The sequence below is a fragment of the Azospirillum agricola genome (genome assembly GCF_017876095.1).
GTDB classification, from domain to species: domain Bacteria; phylum Pseudomonadota; class Alphaproteobacteria; order Azospirillales; family Azospirillaceae; genus Azospirillum; species Azospirillum agricola.
Genome location: NZ_JAGINM010000031.1, coordinates 1 through 20,910, shown reverse-complemented (window position 1 = coordinate 20,910; position 20,910 = coordinate 1). Strand labels below are relative to the sequence as shown.

The 20,910-nt window shown below is 70.6% G+C and carries 20 protein-coding genes; 11 read left to right on the top strand and 9 right to left on the bottom strand.

Annotation, left to right across the window (positions count from 1 at the left end; all coding sequences use genetic code 11):
- Window positions 1-115: 115 nt before the first annotated feature.
- The 3 genes from J2847_RS30255 to J2847_RS30245 form a co-directional block, all read right to left on the bottom strand.
- The gene (locus J2847_RS30255; RefSeq protein ID WP_209782451.1) at window positions 116-997 is read right to left on the bottom strand and encodes a 5'-nucleotidase, lipoprotein e(P4) family; all 882 of its coding nucleotides are present in this window, start codon (window positions 995-997) and stop codon (window positions 116-118) included.
- 105 nt (window positions 998-1,102) lie between these two features.
- Window positions 1,103-2,020, bottom strand: coding sequence for a pyridoxamine 5'-phosphate oxidase family protein (locus J2847_RS30250; RefSeq protein ID WP_209782450.1), 918 nt, complete (start codon window positions 2,018-2,020; stop codon window positions 1,103-1,105).
- Between the two features lie 28 nt (window positions 2,021-2,048).
- Window positions 2,049-2,669 (bottom strand): glutathione S-transferase family protein, encoded by a 621-nt coding sequence (locus tag J2847_RS30245; RefSeq protein ID WP_209782449.1) that lies wholly within the window; start codon window positions 2,667-2,669, stop codon window positions 2,049-2,051.
- A gap of 141 nt (window positions 2,670-2,810) precedes the next feature.
- On the opposite strand from J2847_RS30245, the gene J2847_RS30240 reads away from it, so the two are divergent.
- Complete coding sequence (locus J2847_RS30240; RefSeq protein WP_209782448.1) at window positions 2,811-3,710, top strand: LysR family transcriptional regulator; 900 nt, start codon at window positions 2,811-2,813, stop codon at window positions 3,708-3,710.
- 12 nt (window positions 3,711-3,722) lie between these two features.
- Here J2847_RS30240 and J2847_RS30235 read toward each other — a convergent pair whose 3' ends face one another.
- Window positions 3,723-5,414, bottom strand: a complete 1,692-nt coding sequence (locus tag J2847_RS30235; protein WP_209782447.1) for a methyl-accepting chemotaxis protein — start codon at window positions 5,412-5,414, stop codon at window positions 3,723-3,725.
- A 58-nt stretch (window positions 5,415-5,472) separates the two neighbouring features.
- Window positions 5,473-6,768: an oxalate/formate MFS antiporter gene (oxlT, locus tag J2847_RS30230; RefSeq protein ID WP_209782446.1), complete on the bottom strand. Its 1,296-nt coding sequence runs from the start codon at window positions 6,766-6,768 to the stop codon at window positions 5,473-5,475.
- Window positions 6,769-7,173: 405 nt separating this feature from the next.
- Here oxlT (J2847_RS30230) and J2847_RS30225 point away from each other — a divergent pair, with 405 nt between their 5' ends.
- The gene (locus J2847_RS30225) at window positions 7,174-7,812 is read left to right on the top strand and encodes a thiamine phosphate synthase (RefSeq protein WP_209782445.1); all 639 of its coding nucleotides are present in this window, start codon (window positions 7,174-7,176) and stop codon (window positions 7,810-7,812) included.
- Between the two features lie 133 nt (window positions 7,813-7,945).
- Entirely contained in the window at window positions 7,946-8,635 is a 690-nt protein-coding gene (locus J2847_RS30220; RefSeq protein ID WP_209782444.1) for a GntR family transcriptional regulator, read from the top strand.
- A gap of 22 nt (window positions 8,636-8,657) precedes the next feature.
- Here J2847_RS30220 and pyk read toward each other — a convergent pair whose 3' ends face one another.
- Window positions 8,658-10,130 carry a pyruvate kinase gene (gene pyk / locus J2847_RS30215; RefSeq protein WP_209782443.1) on the bottom strand — a complete coding sequence of 491 codons (1,473 nt, stop codon included), beginning with the start codon at window positions 10,128-10,130 and terminating at the stop codon, window positions 8,658-8,660.
- Window positions 10,131-10,340: 210 nt separating this feature from the next.
- Here pyk and J2847_RS30210 point away from each other — a divergent pair, with 210 nt between their 5' ends.
- Both J2847_RS30210 and J2847_RS30205 read left to right on the top strand, forming a co-directional pair.
- The gene (locus J2847_RS30210) at window positions 10,341-11,111 is read left to right on the top strand and encodes an NUDIX hydrolase (RefSeq protein WP_233474888.1); all 771 of its coding nucleotides are present in this window, start codon (window positions 10,341-10,343) and stop codon (window positions 11,109-11,111) included.
- Window positions 11,112-11,243: 132 nt separating this feature from the next.
- The gene (locus J2847_RS30205; RefSeq protein ID WP_209782441.1) at window positions 11,244-12,992 is read left to right on the top strand and encodes a pyruvate, phosphate dikinase; all 1,749 of its coding nucleotides are present in this window, start codon (window positions 11,244-11,246) and stop codon (window positions 12,990-12,992) included.
- A 155-nt stretch (window positions 12,993-13,147) separates the two neighbouring features.
- Here the strand turns inward: J2847_RS30205 and J2847_RS30200 are convergent, their stop codons facing one another.
- Together J2847_RS30200 and J2847_RS30195 are read right to left on the bottom strand one after the other, a co-directional pair.
- Window positions 13,148-14,077 carry a histone deacetylase family protein gene (locus tag J2847_RS30200; protein WP_209782440.1) on the bottom strand — a complete coding sequence of 310 codons (930 nt, stop codon included), beginning with the start codon at window positions 14,075-14,077 and terminating at the stop codon, window positions 13,148-13,150.
- A gap of 96 nt (window positions 14,078-14,173) precedes the next feature.
- Window positions 14,174-14,632 carry a CBS domain-containing protein gene (locus J2847_RS30195; RefSeq protein WP_209782439.1) on the bottom strand — a complete coding sequence of 153 codons (459 nt, stop codon included), beginning with the start codon at window positions 14,630-14,632 and terminating at the stop codon, window positions 14,174-14,176.
- Window positions 14,633-15,015: 383 nt separating this feature from the next.
- Here J2847_RS30195 and J2847_RS30190 point away from each other — a divergent pair, with 383 nt between their 5' ends.
- Window positions 15,016-15,213 carry a hypothetical protein gene (locus tag J2847_RS30190; RefSeq protein WP_209782438.1) on the top strand — a complete coding sequence of 66 codons (198 nt, stop codon included), beginning with the start codon at window positions 15,016-15,018 and terminating at the stop codon, window positions 15,211-15,213.
- A gap of 93 nt (window positions 15,214-15,306) precedes the next feature.
- Here the strand turns inward: J2847_RS30190 and J2847_RS30185 are convergent, their stop codons facing one another.
- The gene (locus J2847_RS30185) at window positions 15,307-15,747 is read right to left on the bottom strand and encodes a GNAT family N-acetyltransferase (protein ID WP_209782437.1); all 441 of its coding nucleotides are present in this window, start codon (window positions 15,745-15,747) and stop codon (window positions 15,307-15,309) included.
- Window positions 15,748-16,236: 489 nt separating this feature from the next.
- Here J2847_RS30185 and oxlT (J2847_RS30180) point away from each other — a divergent pair, with 489 nt between their 5' ends.
- The 5 genes from oxlT (J2847_RS30180) to J2847_RS30160 form a co-directional block, all read left to right on the top strand.
- Window positions 16,237-17,541 (top strand): oxalate/formate MFS antiporter, encoded by a 1,305-nt coding sequence (gene oxlT / locus J2847_RS30180; protein WP_085554485.1) that lies wholly within the window; start codon window positions 16,237-16,239, stop codon window positions 17,539-17,541.
- 281 nt (window positions 17,542-17,822) lie between these two features.
- Complete coding sequence (locus J2847_RS30175; protein ID WP_325169516.1) at window positions 17,823-18,557, top strand: sulfite exporter TauE/SafE family protein; 735 nt, start codon at window positions 17,823-17,825, stop codon at window positions 18,555-18,557.
- A gap of 186 nt (window positions 18,558-18,743) precedes the next feature.
- Window positions 18,744-19,772, top strand: a complete 1,029-nt coding sequence (locus J2847_RS30170; protein WP_209782435.1) for a 2-dehydropantoate 2-reductase — start codon at window positions 18,744-18,746, stop codon at window positions 19,770-19,772.
- A 52-nt stretch (window positions 19,773-19,824) separates the two neighbouring features.
- Window positions 19,825-20,274 carry a CBS domain-containing protein gene (locus J2847_RS30165; protein WP_085554488.1) on the top strand — a complete coding sequence of 150 codons (450 nt, stop codon included), beginning with the start codon at window positions 19,825-19,827 and terminating at the stop codon, window positions 20,272-20,274.
- Between the two features lie 187 nt (window positions 20,275-20,461).
- Window positions 20,462-20,910: Rossmann-fold NAD(P)-binding domain-containing protein (locus J2847_RS30160; protein WP_459208600.1), on the top strand; the 449-nt coding region annotated here is incomplete at its 3' end.

The window sequence follows — 20,910 nt, the reverse complement described above, 5'->3', positions numbered from 1 at the left end:
CGGACAGGCCGTTGGCGCGCCGCCACGCGCGCGGCGACGCGACTCCCCCCGACCGCCACACCGGGAAGGACGGTGCGGCGGCCGGCCGGATTCCGTGGCTCTCCGGTGGAGGGCGTTACTGGGTGGGGGCCACCCAGGGCTCCAGCGCGCCGATCTTCTTCGCCCGTTTCTCGTCGGCCGACAGCTTGAAATTGTGCTGGTAGGGCGTGCTCTCGAAAGAGCCGTAGCCGGGGTTGGCCAGCATCAGCCAGTCGCGGCCGAAACGCTCCTTGTCCGCCTCGAACGCCTTCAGCCGGTCGGCCTCGCTGCCGTTGTAGGCGTCGGAGAAGTCGCCGTAATTGTCGCCGAACAGCAGGACGATGCGGTAGTCCTTGGCGATGAAGGCACGGCGCGTGCTCTTGGCCGAGCCCCAGTCGGGCTTCTCCTTCGACATCAGGAAGGTGTCGACGTTGCCGCCCATCGGGAAGCCCAGCGCCTGCGCGTTGCGTCGGGTCGGCTCCTCCTGGTCGGCGTTGCGGTTGGTGACGTAGAAGACCTTCACGCCCTTCGACTCGGCGTATTGGGTGAACTCGACGGCGCCGGGAACGGCGGTCGCCTTCTCGGCCTTGACCCAGGCGTCCCAGGTCTTCGGCGAGAACTCGCCGTTGGTGGTGACCAGCCCGACCTGATAAGCCGAGTTGTCCATCGCCGTCTCGTCCAGATCCAGCACCACGGCCGGCGGCAGATCCTGGTAGGCGCCGGTCTGCTCGGTCGCCGCCGTCCAGTTCCTGTCGGCCAGCGCCTTGTCGAGCTGGATCCGGCCCAGCGCGTAGACCGCCAGCGCGTTCGCCTTGTACTCGACCGAGCGTTGCATCCACAGCTCGGCGTTCAGCAGGTCGTTCTGCGGCACCGGGTCGGCGGCGAGAGCGGGAGACAGGGCGGAGGCGGTCAGGAGGGACAGGGCAAGCGCACCGGACAGGCGCATCGGCAAACGCCCGGCACCAGCGGATCGGATCATCGGCGGAACCTCTTCGATGGATGTGACGGATGGCTGTAACGAAAGTGTCATCGAAGCATATTTTCCGCCGCTTGGCGATGCGTCCCCGCAGTCATGCCGGTAGGCTCATGCCGCCCCGGCGATGATGCGCAACGTCGCCGGGGACTGGTCGCGGAAGCTCCAGCGCAGCGGGATGGCGGCGCGCTGCCGCCACCCGCGCTCCACCGTCAGGCTCCAGGAGCGCTGGGCGCCCGGCAGGTCGCCGGGGGGCTCCCAGTCGATGCCCACGCGGCCGGTCAGATGCAGCGCGTCGCCGGTCGCGAAGTCGACGATCAGAAGTCCGGCCTGCGGATTCACCAGGAAGTTCCCCAGCGTGTTGAAGTAGCGGTTGCCGGAATAGTCGGGAACGGTCAGCCGGTCGCCGTCGATGCGGATGAAGCCCGCCGGCCCGCCCCGGTGCGACACGTCGAAACCGCCCTCCACCCCTGGTGTGGACGAGGAGGCGACGAAGACCGTGTCGGCCTCGGCGATGGCGCGGCGGGCGTCGGCGTCCAGGCCGCCCAGCGGCTCGCGCGGGGCCGCGACCGGGGCCGCCGTCTCCACCAGCCGCCCCTGGATGTATTGCGGGCAGTTGCCGAAGCTCTGCTCGACCATCAGGTCGAAGCCGCCCCCGTCCGCCGCGATCACCGTGCCGTTGACCCGGTTGCGGCGCCGGGTTGCCAGATCGATGCCCAGCGCGCCGACCGCCGCGCCGGGGGCGGGGCCGCCCGGCCAGCCGTCCCACGCCCCATGCTCCGGCCGGATCCGGAGGATGCGCGGATCGGGGGAGGTGACGAACCCCGGCGGGCCGGTCAGGATCCCGGCCGAGGGCGCGCCCTGCGCGTCGGCCGCGGCGACCAGCAGAAAGGGCAGCAGCGGGTAGAAGTCGCGGTGCTGCGGGATCAGCACGTCGCGGATCGGGGCGGACGGCACGCGGAAGCCGGCCCGCGCCTGGGCTTCCCGTTCGCCGGGATGGAAGGGATCGTCGAGCGGATCCGGGTGCATGGCCGTCCTCCTCGTGGCTTGTCGCCGGTCAGGCGGGTTGGGGAATGGGGGTGCGCGGCATGGCGGTGAAGCGCGGCAGCGCCTCCACCCGCTCCAGCCAGCGGCGCACCGCCGGGTAGGGATCGAGCGCCACATGCCCTTCCGGCGCCCGCGCCACATAGGCGTAGCAGGCGATGTCGGCGATGGTCGCCCGGTCGGCGGCCAGCCAGTCCCGCGTTTCCAGATGCTGCTCCATGAAGCGCAGGATTCGGGTGGCGGCGGCCTGGGCGTCGGCCATCGATTCCGGCCCGCCCCACAGGGTGAGGATGCGCGCCCGCGCCGGCCCGAAGCGGATGTCGCCGGCGGCGACCGACAGCCAGCGCTGGACGCGCGCGGCGGTCGGCGGATCGCCCGGGTTCCACTGCCCGGTCTCGTCGTAGCGGGCGGCGAGATAGACCAGGATGGCGTTGGAATCCGGCACCACGACGTCGCCGTCGACCAGGACCGGCAATTGCCCCAGCGGGTTCAGCGCGAGGAAGGAGTCGCTGCGGAGCTGGTCGTAGCACTCCACGTAGCGGTGCGGCAGGCCGAGGATGTTCAGAAAGGCTTCCGCGCGGTGCGCGTGGCCGGACAGTGACATGCCGTAGAGCGTGATCCCGGATTCGGTCATCGGAGTCTCCCGTTGGGGGCTTGGCCGTTGAGGGCTTGGGTGCCGGTTGGCGATTGCAGGGAACCACTTGCGTCGCCCATGGGGAATGCGCTCTCATCGCAAGGAACTCTTGCGGAAGCCGGAAGGATCGCCGGGAGGATCATGGACCGCCTGGACGAGCTTGCGCTGTTCGTCGCCATCCTCGACGCCGGCAGCCTCGCCGGAGCGGCGAAGCGGCTGGGCCGCTCGGCGGCGGCGGTGACGCGCGGCCTGACCGCGCTGGAGGAGCGGCTCGGCGTCCGCCTGATCGAGCGGACGACGCGCAGCCTCGCCCCCACCGAGGCCGGACGACGGCTGGCCGAGCAGGCGCGCCGGCTGCTCGCCGATTACGACGAGGCGCTGCTCGCCGCCGGAACCGAGCGCCCGCTGCACGGCCGGCTGCGGGTGACGGCGCCGGTGATGTTCGGGCGCAAGCATGTGACGCCGCTGGTCATCGGCTTCATGCGCCTCTACCGCGACGTCCGGGTCGAACTGGTGCTGTCCGACGGCAACCTCGACCTGATCGAGCAGGAGTTGGACGTCGCCATCCGCATCGGAAACCTGCCGGATTCCGGAATGGTCGCCCGCCGCGTCGGGCAGGTCGGCCGCTATCTGGTCGCCAGCCCGGCCTACCTCGCCGAACGCGGCGTTCCCGAAACACCGGAGGATCTGGCCGGGCACGACGTCATCGTCAGCGTGCCGCGCCCGGTTCCGGCGGAATGGCGCTTCACGCTGGATGGGCGCGAGCGGGTGGTGCGGCTGTCCCCGCGCCTTGCGGTCAGCCACATCGAGCCGGCGCTGCTGGCGGCGCGCGAGGGGCAGGGGATCGCCCGCCCGCTGTCCTACCAGGTGGCGGAGGATCTGGCGGCCGGCACGCTGGTGCGGCTGATGCCGGAGAGCGAGCCGCCGCCGCTGCCGGTGCAGGTGGTGGTGCCGACGGCGCGCTTCATGCCGGGGCGGGTGCGCGCCTTCCTCGACCACGCGGTGGAGGGGCTGTCGGCGCTGGCGGTGCTGCGCGGTTAGGCGCCAGAGGTCCTACGCGGCGCGGATGCCGGCGAGGAAGCGGTCCATCTCCGCCTGGAACTCGCGGGCGTGGCGCGACAGCGTCTCTCCGGCGTCCAGCACCTGGGCGGCGGCGGCCCCGGTGTCGTGCGAGGCGCGGGTGACCTCGGCGAGGCTGGCCGAGACGTGCCGCGTGCCGGTCGCCGCCTGCCGCACGTTGCGGGAAACCTCGCCGGCCGCGGCGGTCTGCTGGTCGACCGCCGCGGCGATCGATCCGGCCACCGCGTGCATCGCCTCGATGGTCGCTCCGATGGCGGCGATGGCCTGCACCGCCCCGCCGGTCGCGTCGCGCATGGCGGCGATCTGGGCGGCGATCTCGTCGGTGGCCCGAGCGGTCTGGCTGGCCAGCGCCTTCACCTCGCCGGCGACCACCGCGAAGCCCTTGCCGGCCTCGCCGGCGCGGGCCGCCTCGATGGTGGCGTTGAGCGCCAGCAGGTTGGTCTGGCTGGCGATGTCGTGGATCAGCGTCACCACCTCGCCGATGCGGCTCGCGGCCTCGGCCAGCGCCCGCACCGTCAGGCCGGTGTTCTCCGCCTGCCGCTTGCCCTCGCCGGCGATGGCGGTGGACTGCACGACCTGATCGGCGATCGCGCGCACCGTCGCCGCCATCTGGTCGGTGGCCGCCGCCATGCTCTCGACGTTGACGGAGGTCTGCCGCGCGGTCGCGGCGCAGGTCGCGGCCTGCCGGTTGGTCCGGTCGGCCAGCTGGGTCAGGCTGCGCGCGGTGCCGTCGAGCGCCGTCGCCGAATCGACCACCGTGCCGAAGACGCGGGTGGCGGTTCCGGCGAAGGCGCCGGTCAGCGCCTCCACCGCCAGGGCGCGGCGGTCGCGGGCGGCCTCGGCGGCGGCGTGCTCGGCGGCCAGCCGCTCGCGGTCCAGGGCGTTGCGGCGGAAGACCTGGAGCGCGCGCCCCATGTCGCCGATCTCGTCGCGGCTGTCGTGCGTCGGGCAGGCGCTGGCGGTGTCACCGGCGGCCAGCGCCGTCATGGCGCCGGTCATCCGCCGCAATGGCCGGGCGATGGTGAGGCGGCCGACCGCCGAGGCCAGCGCCGTGCCGCCCAGCGTGCCGCCGGCCAGGATCGCCAGCATGACGCCCAGGCGCTGGCGGGTGTGGGCGTCCATGGCGGCGTTGAGCTCCCCGACCTCCGCCGCGTTGCGGGCGGCCAGCCCCTGGACGAGGTCGTTCAGCGCCTTGCGGTTGGTCCGGTTGGCGTCGTTGTCGCCGTAGGCACGCGCCGCCGCCAGAGTGTCCTCGCGGGCCAGCCGGACGAGTTCGGAGCGGAAGCGGATGAACTCGCGGGCGCGGGCGTCGGCGGCGTCCAGCTCGCCGCGGCGGCCGGGCGGCAGGAAGCCGCGCCAGCGCGCCATCGCCGCGTCGAGCGCGCCCAGGCCATCGAGCAGCGGCCGGGCGAACTTCTCCGCCTCGGCGCGGTCGCGGGCCATGTAGATGCCGCGCGAATCCATCACCACCGACAGCATCAGCCCGTTGACCCGCTCTCCCATCACCGCGCGCGACGAGGCCAGCCGCATGTCGGCGACCAGCGCGTCGTGGGCCAGCAGCGTGTCGATGCCGACGAGGCCGACCAGCGCCGCGACGATGGTCATCAGCCCGACCAGGACGTGGATCTTGGCGCCGATCCGCAGGCGCTGGAACAGGCGGTTCATGACGGGGCTCCGGGATTTGCGGTGTCCCCGGAGCCCGTCACGTTCCTCGGTCGGCCCTTCAGTCGGCGAGGCGTGTCGTCAGGCGCGGGGCGCTGCGCGTCGCGGCGGCGACGGTGCGGGTCCGCATCGGTTTCAGGACGAACAGGGCGAGGAAGGCGGCCAGCGCGTTGACGATGGCGACCGTGTGGAACACCGTCTGCCAGCTTCCCGTCGCCGCCACCATGACGTTGCCGAGCGGCACCAGCAGCGCGGCCGTGCCCTTGGCGGTGTAGAGCAGCCCGGCGTTGGTCGCGGCGAACTTCGAGCCGAAGGTGTCGCCGCAGCAGGCCGGGAACAGGCTGTAGATCTCGCCCCAGGCGAAGAAGACCAGACCGGTCAGCAGCACGAAGGCCACCGGGTCGCTGCCGTAGGCCGACAGCGCCATGACGCCCACCGCCTCGATGGAAAAGGCGATGAACATGGTGTTCTCGCGCCCGATGTGGTCGGACACCCAGCCGAAGAAGGGGCGGGTCAGCCCGTTCAGCACACGGTCGATCGACAGCGCGAAGGTCAGGGCCGGCAAGGTCAGGCCGAGCAGGCTGACCGGCGTCTTCTCCAGATTGTAGTCGGCCGCGATGGGGCCGAGCTGCGCGGTCACCAGCAGGCCGCCCGCCGCCACCATGGTGAACATCAGGTACATCACCCAGAAGACCGGGGTCCTCAGCATCTCCTGCGGGGCGTAGTGGCGGCGGACCGGGGCCGCCGCCGTGGCGGCCGTGGCGCTCTCCTTCGGCGGGGCGACCATGAACCAGGCCAGCACGAAGACCACCAGCCCCTGGCCGACGCCGAAGGCCATGAAGGTCGCCTCGTAGCCCGAGGACGCGATCATGGTGGCGATCGGCACGACGGTGAGCGCCGAGCCGGCGCCGAAGCCGGCCGCGGTGATGCCGGCCGCCAGACCGCGCCGGTCGGGAAACCATTTCAGCGCGTTGCCGACGCAGGTGCCGTAGACGCCGCCCGCCCCGATGCCGCCGATCGCGGCGGCGATGTAGAGCAGGACCAGCGAATCGGCCATCGCGTTCAGCATCCAGGACAGCGCGCAGAGCACCGCCCCCAGCAGCACGACGATGCGCGGCCCGAACCGGTCGACGAACCAGCCCTCGACCGGCACCAGCCAGGTCTCGGTGACGACGAAGATGGTGAAGGCGACCTGGATCGCCGTGCGGCCCCAGCCGGTCTTGGCGTCGATCGGCTCGACGAACAGGGTCCAGCCATATTGGAGATTGGCGATCATCGACATGCAGACGACGCCGATCAGCAATTGCATCCACCGCCCGCCGATTGGTCCGGCGGTGCGCGCTCCTCCCAGCAGCATTCTGTCTCCTCCCGCATGCACCCGAATGTTTTTCTCTGTTCGGACGCCCGGACCGCCGCCTTGACGGCTGTTGCCTCGGCTTTTGTGTCGGCCTGGGTAAAACGGGATGGAGCGGCGGTTTCGCTTGCCAATCGTCAGGCGCGCCGGTGCCAGGATGCCCGCCATCACAGGCTGGCCGACGCGACTGGCATGCCAGATGCCCCATGCCCGCCCTCACGATCATCCGTATTACGGATTGTGTCAACAGCAAGCGATGGGTCCTGTGCGAAGAGGAGATGCGGTGGCGGTGGCTGTCTGCCGTTCGACAGGGTCGGCTGAGATTGTTCGTGAGGCAAATTGTCCAAAAAGCCTTTCCACATTCCGGAAAATTGCGGCGGCGCACGCGGAGGCGGGGCATGATGAGGCATGCCGCCCTTCCCCCCGCTCCTCGTCATCACCGACCGCAAGCAGGCCATCCGCCCTTTGCCGGAACTGGCCGGCGACCTCTTCGAGCTCGGGGTGCGCTGGCTGTCGTTGCGCGACAAGGATCTGCCCGACTCCGTCCGCCTGGACCTCGCCCGCGCGCTGGTCGGTCGGGCGCGACGATGGTCGGCGCTGGTCACGCTGCACGGCGATCCGGCGCTGGCGCTGGCCGCCGGGGCGGCGGGGGTGCATCTGCCGGATGGTGGCGACATTCCGGACGCGCTCGCGGCGGCGCGGGCGCTGCTGGGGCCGGGGGCGCTGGTCGGCGTCTCGGCCCATGACGCCGCCGGACTGGCCCGCGCGGCGGCCGGCGGGGCCGATTATGCCACCCTGTCGCCGATCTTTCCCTCGGCCAGCAAGCCGGGCTACGGCCCCTGGCTGGAGGCGGACGGGCTGCGGCGCATGGCCGCCGGGGCGGGGCTTCCGGTCATCGCGCTGGGCGGGGTGGAAAGCCCCGCCGCCGCCATCGCCTGCCGGGAGGCGGGGGCCGCCGGCGTCGCCGCGATGGGGCTGGCGATGCGCGATCCGCCGGCGGTGGCCGGGCTGCTGGCAAGCCTGCCCGTCCCCTCCCCGACGGGGTGAATCGGCCGGATAGTCCTGGACTTTTCAGGGCATTGGATGCATCTGGTATGTGAGATACGAGAAGCCGACGCACCCCAGATCGGCGTGCCGCGACGCGACCGGTCGCGGCGGGACCTGAAGGACACCGAGGACCATGACCGTTCCATCGCTCAACGTGCAGCCGCTCGACACCGGGACGACCTTCCGCAGTCAGGTCTATCACGCGCTGAAGCAGGCGATCACGGAGATGGACATCTACGACCACAACGAGGAGATCCGCCTGGACGAGCGGCAGCTCAGCGACAAGCTCGGCGTCAGCCGCACGCCGATCCGCGAGGCGCTGACCCTGCTGGAGCAGGAGGGTTTCATCCGCCTCCAGCCGCGCCGCGGCATCTTCGTCATCCGCAAGACCAAGACCGAGATCATCGAGATGATCCAGGTCTGGGCGGCGCTGGAGAGCATGGCGGCGCGCATGGCGGCGGAGCACGCCCCGGCCGCCGAGATCCACAAGCTGTGGGACCTGTTCGGCAACTTCGAGAAGCGCAGCCCGAAGGACCATGTCAGCGAATATTCCGACGCCAACATCGCCTTCCACAAGAGCATCATCCAGCTCAGCGGCTCGAAGCTGATCCAGGACGTCACCGACAACCTGTTCATCCACATGCGGGCGATCCGCAAGCTGACCATCGGCCAGGAGAACCGGGCCGAGCGTTCGATCCACGACCACAAGGCGATCATCACCGCCCTGGAGGAGCGCAACGCCGACCTTGCCGAGCGCCTGGTCCGCGAGCACACCATCGGGCTGGCCGCCCATGTCGAGAAGCACTGCGACTTCCTGACCTGAGCGGCCGCCCCCGGACGGTTTCTCACACCGTCTCCGCCTGCCGTGCCGTCTCCACGGCGGCCGGCGGCGCATCGTCCTCCGCGTCGATGGTCACGACGCGCAGGCTGTTGGTCATGCCCGGCGTGCCGAAGGGGACGCCGGCGGTGACGACCAGCGGCTGGCCGGTCTCGCCGATCCCGGCGGCGGTCGCGGCGCTGGCGGCGCGGCCGACCATCTCCGGGAAATTCTGCACGTCGTCGGTCCACACCGCGTGGACGCCCCAGGCCAGCGACAGCCGCCGCGCCGTCTCGCGCCGGGCGCTGAGGCCGAGGATCGGCACGGTCGGCCGCTCGCGCGAGGCGCGCAGCGTGGTCGAGCCGGTGGTGGTGAAGGTGACGATGCCGGCGGCGGAGATCGTCTCGGCGATCTGGCGGGCGGCGGCGGTCAGCGCGTCGGGCGCCGTCGCCTCCGGCTTGGGGTGGTCGGCGTCCATGATGCGGCGGTAGAGCGGATCCTTCTCCACCCGGCGGATGATGCGGTTCATCATCGCCACCGCCTCCACCGGGTAGCGGCCCGACGCCGACTCGGCCGACAGCATCACCGCGTCGGCCCCGTCATAGACGGCGTTGGCGACGTCCGACGCCTCGGCGCGGGTCGGGGTCGGCTCGCCGATCATCGATTCCAGCATCTGGGTGGCGACGATCACCGGCTTGCCCATGGCGCGGCTCATCCGGATCATCTTCTTCTGAAGGCCGGGCACGTCCTCCGGCGGCAGCTCGACGCCGAGGTCGCCGCGCGCCACCATCACCGCGTCGGACAGTTCGATGATGCGGTCGAGCGTCGGCAATGCCGCCGGCTTCTCGATCTTGGTCATCACCTGGGCGCGGTCGCCGATCAGCGCGCGCGCCTCCTCGATGTCCTCCGGACGCTGGACGAAGCTCAGCCCGATCCAGTCCACCCCCAGCTCCAGCCCGAAGGCGAGGTCGCTGCGGTCCTTCTCCGACAGGGCGGTCAGGGCCAGCGCCGTGCCGGGGACGTTGACGCCCTTGCGGTCGGACAGGGCGCCGCCGGCCAGCACCTCGGTCTCGGCGAAGTCGGCGCCGCAGGCCAGCACGCGCAGGCGGATGCGTCCGTCGTTCAGCAGAAGGTCGTGGCCGGGCTCCAGGCTGGCGAAGACCTCCGGGTGGGGCAGGGCGACGCGGCTCCGGTCGCCCGGCCGGCGGTCGAGGTCGAGGCGGAAGCGGTCGCCGATGACGAGATCGACCGGCCCGTAGCCGAAGGTCCCGACCCGCAGCTTCGGCCCCTGGAGGTCGAGCAGCACGCCGATCGGGCGGCCCAGCCGTTCCTCGGCGGCGCGGATGCGGGCGTAGCGCTCGGCATGCTCGGGTTGGGTGCCGTGGCTGGCGTTGAGACGGAACACGTTCACGCCCGCCTCGGCGAGGGCGACGATCTGCGCCTCGGTCGAGCTGGCCGGGCCGAGGGTGGCGACGATCTTGGTGCTGCGGTGGAACGGCATGGCGGTTGAGCCTTCCTTGGCCACCCCGGCCTCCGGCTCTCGTGTCGCTGGAGCGGGCGGGGGCGGCGAATGCGGTGTCGGCGGGATGCTGGGTTCGCCGGGCCAAGCCGGTCAACCGCAGCGCGGGGCTTTTCCGTATGGTGGCAGGACGGCGGTATCCGGACGCTGCCGTATGGACAGGCCGGTCCGGTCCGGTCCACACTGGCATGCATGAATGTTTTCCCCGCCGAACCCGCCACGCCGCGCCCGGCCGCGGCCCTGATCCCGCTGCGCGACGGCGTCGACGGGCTGGAATGCTTCATGATCGAGCGGCACGGCGCGCTGCGTTTCGCCCCCGGCGCCACCGTCTTTCCCGGTGGCGGGCTGGAGCCGGGGGACCATGCGCCGTCCTGGCGCGCCCTGTGGCCGGGGGCCGCTCCCGACGACCTGCCGTGGCGTGTCGCCGCGCTCCGCGAGGCGTTCGAGGAGTGCGGGATGCTGCTGGCCGAGGCTCCGCCCGATCCCGGCCGGCTGGCGGCCCTGCGCGCCGCCCTGGCGGCGGGAACACCCTTTTCCGGGGCGCTGGCCGGGTCCGGGCTGCTCCCGGCACCGCATCTTGCGGTGCCCTTCACCCGCTGGGTGACGCCCGACACCCAGGCTCGGCGCTACGACACGCTGTTCCTTCTCGCCCCCGCCCCGCCAGGGCAGGAGCCGCTGGTCGACGGCGGCGAGGCGGTCGCCGGCCTGTGGACCACGCCGCGCCGCGCGCTGGACGAGGCGGCGGCCGGATGCCGCCGTCTGGTCTTCGTCACCCGCATGATCCTGACGCGGCTGGCGGACTGCCCCGGCGTGGCGGCGGCCCTCGGCGAGGCGGAGCGCGCCGACTTGCGCCCGATCGAGCCCCGACTGGTGGAGACGCCGGCCGGAGCGGTGTTCCGCATTCCGGTTGGATGCGGGTTCGATCCGGTCGACACCCCGGTTGAAAAGGTCACACTTGGGTAAGAATGCGAAAGTTTGACACACTTTCCGCATTGTGAAAATTGCCAGAAAGTGCTGTTGTGCAGTGCGGCCGTTGCCGACAGGCTTCGGTGTGGCAATCCGGACGATCCGGGTGGCAGTGAGAGGGATGCAATCATGGACACGGGCTTGGATGTGAGGGTCATCAGCGCTTCGGCTTGTTCCGTCGCGGCCTCCGTCGTTGCGTTCGGGTCCACGCTTCTCAAACCGGTCGCACCGGACGCCGCCACCGCCGACGCCGCCTCCTGGATCGCCGAGTTCGGCGCGGGGGCCGCGGGCGGGCCCGCCGATCCCGAGCGGCTGGGCGGCAAGGGCGCCGGGTTGATGGCCATGGCGCGGCTGGGGATTCCGGTGCCGCCGGGCTTCACCATCACCACCGACGCCGGGCAGCGCGTGCGCGCCGCCGGCGACCGCCCGCCGGCGGCGCTGGAGCGGCGCATCGACGCGGCGCTGGCGGCGCTGGAGTCGCGGGCCGGGGCGCGCTTCGGCGGGCGGGAGGCGCCGCTGCTGCTGGCCGTGCGCTCGGGCGCCAGGGCGTCGATGCCCGGCATGATGGACACCGTGCTCAACATCGGCCTGAACGACGCGACGGTGGAGGGGCTGGCGGACCGCCACGGCGACGCGCGCTTCGCCTACGACTGCTACCGCCGGCTGATCCAGACCTACGCGCCGGTGGTGCTGGGCGTGCCGGCCCACCGCTTCGACGACCTGCTCGATGCCCACAAGGCGGCGCGCGGCCTGACCCGTGACGCCGACCTGACGGCGGAGGACTGGCGCGCCCTGCTGCCGCTCTACCGGCGGGCGGTCGAGGAGTCCTGCGGCACGCCCTTCCCCCAGGATCCGGCCGAGCAGCTGCGCGCCGCCATCGGCGCTGTGTTCCGCTCCTGGATGAACCCGCGCGCCATCGCCTTCCGCGCGCTGCACGGGCTGTCCGACGAGGGCGGCACGGCGGTGACGGTGCAGGCGATGGTGTTCGGCAACCGCGACGACCGCTCGGGCTCCGGCGTGCTGTTCACCCGCGACCCCTCGACCGGCGAGCCGGGCCTGTGCGGCGAGTTCCTCGCCAACGCGCAGGGCGAGGACGTGGTGGCGGGCGGCCGCAACCCCGATCCGCTGGCGGCCGGGCAGGAGACGGCGCGGGCGGCGGCCGACCGCTCGATGGAGCGTCGCATGCCCGCGGTCTTCGCCGAGCTGCGCGCCGTCGCCGACCGTCTGGAGCGCGCCTTCGGCGACATGCAGGACATCGAGTTCACGGTCGAATCCGGCCGGCTGTTCATTCTCCAGACCCGCGCGGGCAAGCGGTCCTCGGCCGCCTCGGTGCGCATCGCCGTCGATCTGGCCGAGGCCGGGATCATCACCCGCGCCGAGGCGGTGCGGCGGGTCGATCCCCGCGCGCTCGACGAGCTGCTGCGCCCGGCGGTGGCGGAAGACGCGGCGGCGGACGCGCTGGCGGTCGGGCTGGCGGCCTCGCCGGGGGCGGTGACCGGCCATGCCGCCTTCACCAGCGAGGACGCGGAGCGTTTGGCGGGCACCGGCGTGCCGGTGCTGCTGTGCCGGCCGGAAACCGCGCCGGACGACATCCGCGGCATGCAGGCGGCCGTGGGCATCCTCACCGCGCGCGGCGGCTTCACCAGCCACGCGGCCACCGTGGCGCGCGGCATGGGGCGGCCCTGCGTCGCCGGCGCCCGTGCCTTGCGCATCGACCCGGAGCAAGGCGTCATGACCGTCGGCGGCGTGACGGTGCGCGCCGGCGACCTGCTCACCATCGACGGGTCGAGCGGGATCGTGCTGCTCGGCGCCGCTCCGCTGGTGCGGACCGCGCCGGACGGCGCGGTCGCCCGCCTGCTGGAGTGGACGGCCGCCTGACAGCCCGTTTGCCGGCTATTCCCTGATCTTCTCCAAACATCGTCAATGCCCGGCCTTGTGTCGGGCATCCGCGCACGACCTTGAAGCGCGCCCGTGGATGGCCCGTGGAAGGCCGGGACAAGCCCGGCCATGACGGAAAAGGAGGGGGAACGGAATCAGGCGCGCGTCAATGCCCGCAGATGGGCGGCGCAGCCCTCCGCCAGTCCGGTTTCGTCGTAACCGCCCTCGAGGACGGAGACGACGCGGTTGCCGCATTGGCGCTCGGCGACCTCGACCAGCTTGCGCGTCACCCATTCGAAATCGGCGCCGGTCAGGCCGAGCTGGGCCAGCGGGTCGCGGGCGTGGGCGTCGAAGCCGGCGGAGATCAGCAGAAGCTCCGGCGCGAAGGCCTCCAGCGCCGGCAGGATGACGCGCTCGACCGCCTGGCGGAACTCGGCCGAACCGCTGTAGGGATCCAGCGGCAGGTTGAGGATGTTGTCGGCGACCCCGCGCTCCCACGACGCCCCGGTGCCGGGGTAGAGCGGCGACTGGTGGGTCGAGGCGAAGAACAGGCCGGCGTCCTGGGCGAACATCGCCTGGGTTCCGTTGCCGTGATGCACGTCGAAGTCGACCACGGCGACGCGCGACAGCCCGTGGCGCTCGCGGGCGTGCAGCGCGCCGACGGCGACGTTGTTGAAGACGCAGAATCCCATGGCGCGGGCCGGCTCGGCGTGGTGGCCGCAGGGGCGGACGGCGCAGAAGGCGTTGGTGGCCTCGCCGGCCATCACCGCGTCGACCGCCGCGCAGACCGACCCGGCGGCGCGCAGGATGGCGCCGCGCGACCCCGGCGACAGCAGCGTGTCGCCGTCCAGCCGGTGGTAGCCCTGGACGGGCATGGCGGCGAGCACGGCGTCGACATAGGCGCGGTCATGCACGCGGGCGAGCTGGCCGGTCGTGGCCTCGGGCGCCGGGCGGCGCTCCAGCCCCTTGAATTCGTCGCGGTCGAGAACCTCCCAGATCACGGCCAGCCGGTGCGGCCCCTCGGGATGACCGGGGCCGGTGTCATGGGCGAGGCAGTCGGGGTGGGTGAAGATCAGGGTCGTCACGGAGCGCAATCTCCCATGGGAACGCGCCGCCGCCTGCGGTCGGGCATGGCGGCGGCGCGGGATCGGTCGGCGGAACGAAACAGCCGGCGGACCCAATCAGTGGATCGGATGCGCCGTGGCGGGGGCGTTGGCCGGCCGTGGATCCGCGACGGCGCTCAGTTCCTCCAGTTGGAGGCGGGTGAAGTCGCGGGCGCTGACGACGCCGACCAGATGCCCGTCGTCGAGCACCGGCAGGTGGCGGATGTGGTGGCGGTCCATCAGGTGCAGCGCGTGATGCAGGCTGTCCTGCGGCGCGCAGGTGACCGGGGCGCGGGTCATCAGGTGGGAGACCGGCATCGTGAGCAGGCCGGAGCCGCGCTCCAGCAGGGCGTGGACGATGTCGCGCTCGGACAGCACGCCGGCCAGCGTGTTGCCCTCGGTCCGGCAGACCTCCTTGACGACCAGGGCGCTGATGTTCTCCGCCTTCATCAGGCCGATCGCCTCGGCGACGGTCGCGCTGGTGCGGACGGCGACGACACGGGACTCCTTGGTGCGCAGGATGTGTTCGACCTTCATGGCGTGCCCTCCCTGGAGGTTGGCCCTTGGATGCCGGCGCGTCTCGGCGCCGATGGCGGGGACGGTCGCGCGGGGCGGTGGCCGCGCCATCGGGACCCGTTGACCGAGAATGATGGTATACCAAATACAGTACGCCAATCAAACAATTTTGCAGCCGGCGTATCGCGCTGCGGGCATCGTCGGGCAAACAGGGATTTTAAAGATATTCCGCGATACGGTATGTTTGTGGCGCATGCCTAACGGCGTTGCGGAATGCGCAAGCTGCATATCGGGCATCTGGTGCTTGGTATGCCAAAGCTCTTGTCCCATATGGTGCGGTGCGTCATAAGGGAGACGGCACAAGAAGAAAACATTCTGACCACCGAGGCACTGGAGCGACGAACATGTTGGAAATGCTGGCTCTCTCGCTTGTCCTGTCCGTCTTCGCCGGAACCGTCCACCACATCCTGGCCGCACGGGTCGGCGCCGCCGAGGCCGCCGCCGGCGACTTCACCGCCAGCCGCCTGCGCCGGGCCAACCCGGTGGAAGGCGAGGACGAGGTTCCTGGTCCGACCTGGGCCAGCTTCCCCCGCGCCTTCTGATCCGGCTCGATATCCGGCGTCCGGCCGGCATGGGAAAAGGCGGCCCCGCAGGGGGCCGCCTTTTTGGTTTGGCCGGTTCGCGTGCCGTCCCGTTCAGGTCAGCGGCAGCACGAGCTGGAAGGCTTTGATGGTCATCCGCTTGCGGTGGTAGAAGCGGTGCGCCTCGCCGCGCTGGACGCCCGAGACGATCTCCAACTGGGCGCAGCCGCGCTCGCGCGCCTCGGCGGCCAACCAGTCGAACAGCTTGTCGCCCAGCCCGTAGGACCGCTTCTGCGAGGCGGTCACCAGATCCTCGACATACATGTAGCGCCCGCGCGACAGCGTCTCGTGAACGCGGAAGCCGCCGCAGCCGGCGACCTCGCCGTCGATGCGCACCAGGGCCAGCGTGTAGCCGTCGTCCATCTGCCGGCGCACCTGGGCGCGGTAGACGTCGGCGTCGGCCAGATGGGTCCGCAATTCCTTCATGACCGGAAAGCTGGCCGCGATGTCGGCGTCGTCCCGTGCCAGGACGATCTCGACGGTTTGCTGCTCCATGGCGCTCGTCTCCTTCTTTTGAGGCGTGTCGGTGGGGATGGAAAGGAACCGCCCGGGGGCCCGTGATCCACAGCGGGGAAACGGGTGGCCGTGGTCGCGGGGCCAGGGGCTCGGAGCGCGGCTCGGGTCTGGACGACGGTCCGGACTCCGCTCTTGGCTGCGCTCTGGCATACCATATGCCAGAGCGCGGCCATCCATCAAGGCGGAAAAGGGGGCTTCCGACTGATGGGGGTTAAAACAGTTGGTGATGCCACTAATCGGTTTACAAGGGGTCGGCATCTGGTATACCATATTGATAATTCCAGATATGAAGCTCAGAAATTCACGTCTGGCCGGGTTTCGAAACACCCCAAGAAGGGGCTGTGGAGGCCGCGGCGCCGCATTCCGCCGCGCTTCCTCCGCCTTCGAACAAAAGTGCCAAAGCAGGAACATCGAACAAAAACAACGCCCGACCTGGAAGAGAGCACGCTTCAAAGGAGAAACAGAAGAATGAGCCAGTCCCAAACCGGGGCCCAGAACGGGCCTCTCGGTGGCCGCTGGATGCAGCTGGTCATCGGCGTCATCTGCATGTCGATGATCGCCAATCTCCAATATGGCTGGACCCTGTTCGTCACCCCGATCGAAGAAAAGCACCAGTGGGGCCGCGCGGCGATTCAGGTCGCCTTCACCATCTTCGTCGTCACCGAGACCTGGCTGGTGCCGGTCGAGGGCTGGTTCGTCGACAAGTTCGGGCCGCGCATCGTCGTGGTCGTCGGCGGCGCCCTCTGCGCGCTGGCCTGGGCCATCAATTCCGTCGCGGATTCGCTGGCGATGCTCTATCTGGGCGCGGCGATCGGCGGCATCGGGGCGGGCGGCGTCTACGGCACCTGCGTCGGCAACGCGCTGAAGTGGTTCCCGGATCGGCGCGGTCTGGCGGCCGGCATCACGGCGGCCGGCTTCGGCGCCGGCTCGGCGCTCACCGTCGTGCCGATCGCCAACATGATCGCCTCGTCCGGCTATGAAGCCACCTTCATGACCTTCGGTCTCGGCCAGGGCGGCATCGTCTTCCTGCTCGCCTGGTTCCTGGCCGAGCCGCGCGCCGACCAGCTGCCCAAGGTCGACAAGTCGGGCCTCGTGCAGACCCGCCGCAACTACACCCCGCAGGAGATGCTGAAGACCCCGACCTTCTGGGTGATGTATCTGATGTTCGCCATGGTGGCGGCGGGCGGCCTGATGGCGACCGCGCAGCTCGGTCCCATCGCCAAGGACTTCCACCTCGACGGCGTTCCCGTCAGCATCATGGGCCTGACCCTGCCGGCCCTGACCTTCGCGCTGTCGATCGACCGCGTGCTGAACGGCCTGACCCGCCCCTTCTTCGGCTGGGTGTCGGACAACATCGGGCGCGAGAACACCATGTTCATCGCCTTCGCCATCGAATGCGTCGGCATCCTGGCGCTGAACCAGTGGGGTCACAACCCGGTCGCCTTCGTGATCCTGACCGGCCTGGTCTTCTTCGCCTGGGGCGAGATCTACAGCCTGTTCCCGGCCTGCTGCGGCGACAGCTTCGGCTCCAAGTTCGCGACGACCAACGCCGGCCTGCTCTACACCGCCAAGGGAACCGCGTCGCTGGTCGTGCCCTTCGCCAACGTCGCCGTGGCCTCCACGGGAAGCTGGCAGGCGGTGTTCTTCTTCGCCGCCGCGGTCAACGCCATCGCCGCCTTCCTCGCCCTGTTCGTGCTGAAGCCGATGCGCGCCCGGCAGATCGCCGAATCCGCTCCGGTCCATGGCAAGCTGGCCACCGAGGGCGCCGACTGAAGGAATCGGGCCCGGTCGCGTCGGGGAGACTGACCGGGCAAGGTCCCCAGAAGGGTCTGCCAGCAAACGCACCGACGTTGTGGCCGTTGCCCCGGCCATGGCGTCGGTCGTTTGGCGTTCTGGACGTCCCCCGGTGGACCGTTCGAGTTTCGAGAGCCGCTTCGTCTTCTTGATATTCTGTATACGGAATACGGTTCGGGCGGTCAACGCCCAAATTCGGGGCCCGGAAGCGCCCGGAATTTGGCGGCGCAACATTTCACGGGAGGGAATGGATGCTCGGCATGGGTCTTCTGATGATGGCGGGCTTCGCGTCGGGGGCCTTGAACGCGGTCGCCGGAGGCGGCGCCTTCATCACCTTTCCGGCGCTGCTGTTCGCCGGGGTGCCGCCGGTCAGCGCCAACGCGTCGAGCACGGTGGCGCTGTTCCCCGGACAAGCCGCCAGCAGCTGGGCCTACCGGCGCGACATCGGCGCGGCCAGCGAGGTGAACCTGCCGCAGTTCGCGGCGCTCAGCCTGATCGGCGGGCTGGTCGGCGCCCTGCTGCTGCTGGTGACGCCCAACGCGCTGTTCGCCGATTTCGTCCCATGGCTGCTGCTGTTCGCCACCTCGGTCTTCGCCATCGGCCATTACGCGCCGGGCATGGTGGCGCGGCTGCGGCTCGGCGGGCGCGGCGTGCTGGTGGTGCAGTTCCTCATCTCCATCTATGGCGGCTATTTCGGCGGCGGCATCGGCTTCCTGATGCTGGCGGCGCTGACGCTGTTCGGGCTGCGCGACATCCACGCCATGAACGGCCTGCGCATCCTGCTGGCGATGCTGATGAACGGGGCGGCGGTGGCCGCCTTCGCCATCTCCGGGGCGGTGTCCTGGCCGGAAACCCTGGCGATGGCGGTGGCGGCGGTGGCCGGCGGCTACGCCGGGGCGCTGGGGGCCAAGCGGATCGATCCCAAGCGGCTGAAGACCGGCGTCGTGGCGATCGGCGTCGCGCTGACCGTCTACTTCTTCACGAAAGGAGCGTAGCCCGCCGGTTTCCACCCCTTTGGTGAGCGTCCCCGCCACGCATTCTCGGCGGTGCCCCCACTTTCTGCGTTGACATACGGTATGTGGTATACCAAACTCCACGCACAGTTTGAGCAACAGACTGTTGGCCGCCGCTGCAAAGGCTGCCTGGCCAAAAGGGCCGATAACGGGGGAGAGGGATCGGGCATGAAAATCTGCATTTACGGATCCGGCGCCATCGGCGGCTATCTCGGCGTGCGGCTGCACCAGGCCGGGGCGGAAGTCAGCCTGGTGGCGCGCGGCGCCCATCTCGCGGCGATGCGCGAGAACGGCGTGACCTTGATCGTGGGGGAGGAGAAGACGACCGTCCATCCCCGCTGCACCGACAACCCGGCGGAGCTGGGACCGCAGGACTATGTGATCATCGGGCTGAAGGCCCATTCGGTCCCCGGCGTCGTGCCGGCGATCCAGCCCCTGCTGGGGCCGGACACCGCCGTCGTCACCGCCGTCAACGGCATCCCCTATTGGTATTTCTACGGCACCGGCGGCGATTTCGACGGGCGCATCCTGGATTCGGTCGATCCCGGCGGGGCGCAGTGGAACGGCTTCGGGCCGCAGCGCGCCATCGGCTGCGTCGTCTACCCGGCGACCGAGGTGGTGGCGCCCGGCGTCATCCAGCACATCTACGGCGACAAGTTCTCGCTCGGCGAACCGGACGGTTCCATGTCGGACCGCGTGGTCGCGCTGTCGAAAATGATGGAGGCCGGCGGCCTGCGCGCGCCCGTGCTCGACCGCATCCGCGACGAGATCTGGCTGAAGCTGTGGGGCAACCTGTGCTTCAACCCGATCAGCGCGCTGACCCATGCGACGCTGGAGGTGATCTGCGGCGATCCGGAGACCCGCGCCGTCGCCAAGGCGATGATGCTGGAGGCCAAGCGGATCGGCGACCGGTTGGGCGTGCATTTCCGCGTCGACGTCGAGCGCCGCATCAACGGCGCCGGGGCCGTCGGCGCCCACAAGACCTCGATGCTCCAGGATCTGGAGCGTGGCCGTCCGATGGAGATCGACGCCCTGCTGTCGGTCGTCCAGGAGATGGGCCGCATGGTCGAGGTGCCGACCCCGACCATCGACGTTGTGCTGGCCCTGGTGCGGCAGCGCGGCGAGGTCGCCGGCCTCTACACCCGGCCGCAGCCGGCCGACGCGAAGGAACTCGTGCCGTCCGTGGCCGCGCAATAAGGCGGAGGCCGCTCACACACATCAAGAGATCAGCGGGAAGGGGAGGGGTGTCATGAGAGTCGAGGACATTCTCCGCAAGAAGGGCACGCGCATCGGCATGGTGCGCGTCAACGAGACGGTGGACACGGCCCTGCGTCTGATGAAGACGGAGAACACCGGCGCCCTGGTGGTCAAGGACGTCTGCCGGACCGAGGGCAACACGGTGGTCGGCGTGATCTCCGAACGCGACGTCGTGCGCGGTCTGGTCGACCGTGGGCCGGACGTCCTGAAACAGCCGGTGACGGCGCTGATGACGCGCGACCCCTTCTGCTGCCACCCGTCGGACACGGTGCGCCATGTGCTGAGCCTGATGGACGAGCACGGCATCCGCCATGTGCCGGTGCTGGAGGGGACCACCCTGGTCGGCGTGGTCAGCGTCCGCGACCTGATCCGCCGCCAGCTGGAAGACGCGACGCTGCCGCCCAGCGAGGCCTGGAACTACCCGGTCGCCGCCAACCAGTGAGAGAGAGGGGCAGCGCTCGACGGCACGTGCCCCCACCCTGACCCTCCCCCGCCGGGCGGGGGAGGGGACTGCCGCCGCATCCTCGCAAAGCTCTGTCCCCCTCCCCTGGCGCAAGCGGGGGAGGGCCGGGGTGGGGCACGTGCGGCCGCACCGCCGCCCGGTGGCGGCTTTCGAAAGCCAAACCGACATGAAGATCGCCATACCCAGGGAGCGCCGCGCGGGCGAACTCCGCGTCGCCGCGTCTCCCGACACCGTCAAGAAATTCAAAACTCTCGGGTTGGAGGTTGTGGTGGAGAGCGGGGCCGGCCTCGGTTCCAGCATCCCCGACGCCGCCTTCGCGGCGGCCGGCGCCGACATCGCGCCGGACCCGGCGGCGACGCTCGCCGGCGCCGACATCGTGCTGAAGGTCCAGCGCCCGCTGATCGACGGGGAGGGCGGGGCCGACGAACTCGCCCTGATCCGCAAGGGCGCGCTGCTGTTCGCGATCCTGAACCCGCACAACAGCCGCGAGCATGTGAAGGCCTACGCCGAGGCCGGCGTGAACGCCTTCGCCATGGAGTTCATGCCGCGCATCACCCGCGCCCAGGTCATGGACGTGCTGTCGAGCCAGGCGAACCTCGCCGGCTACAAGGCGGT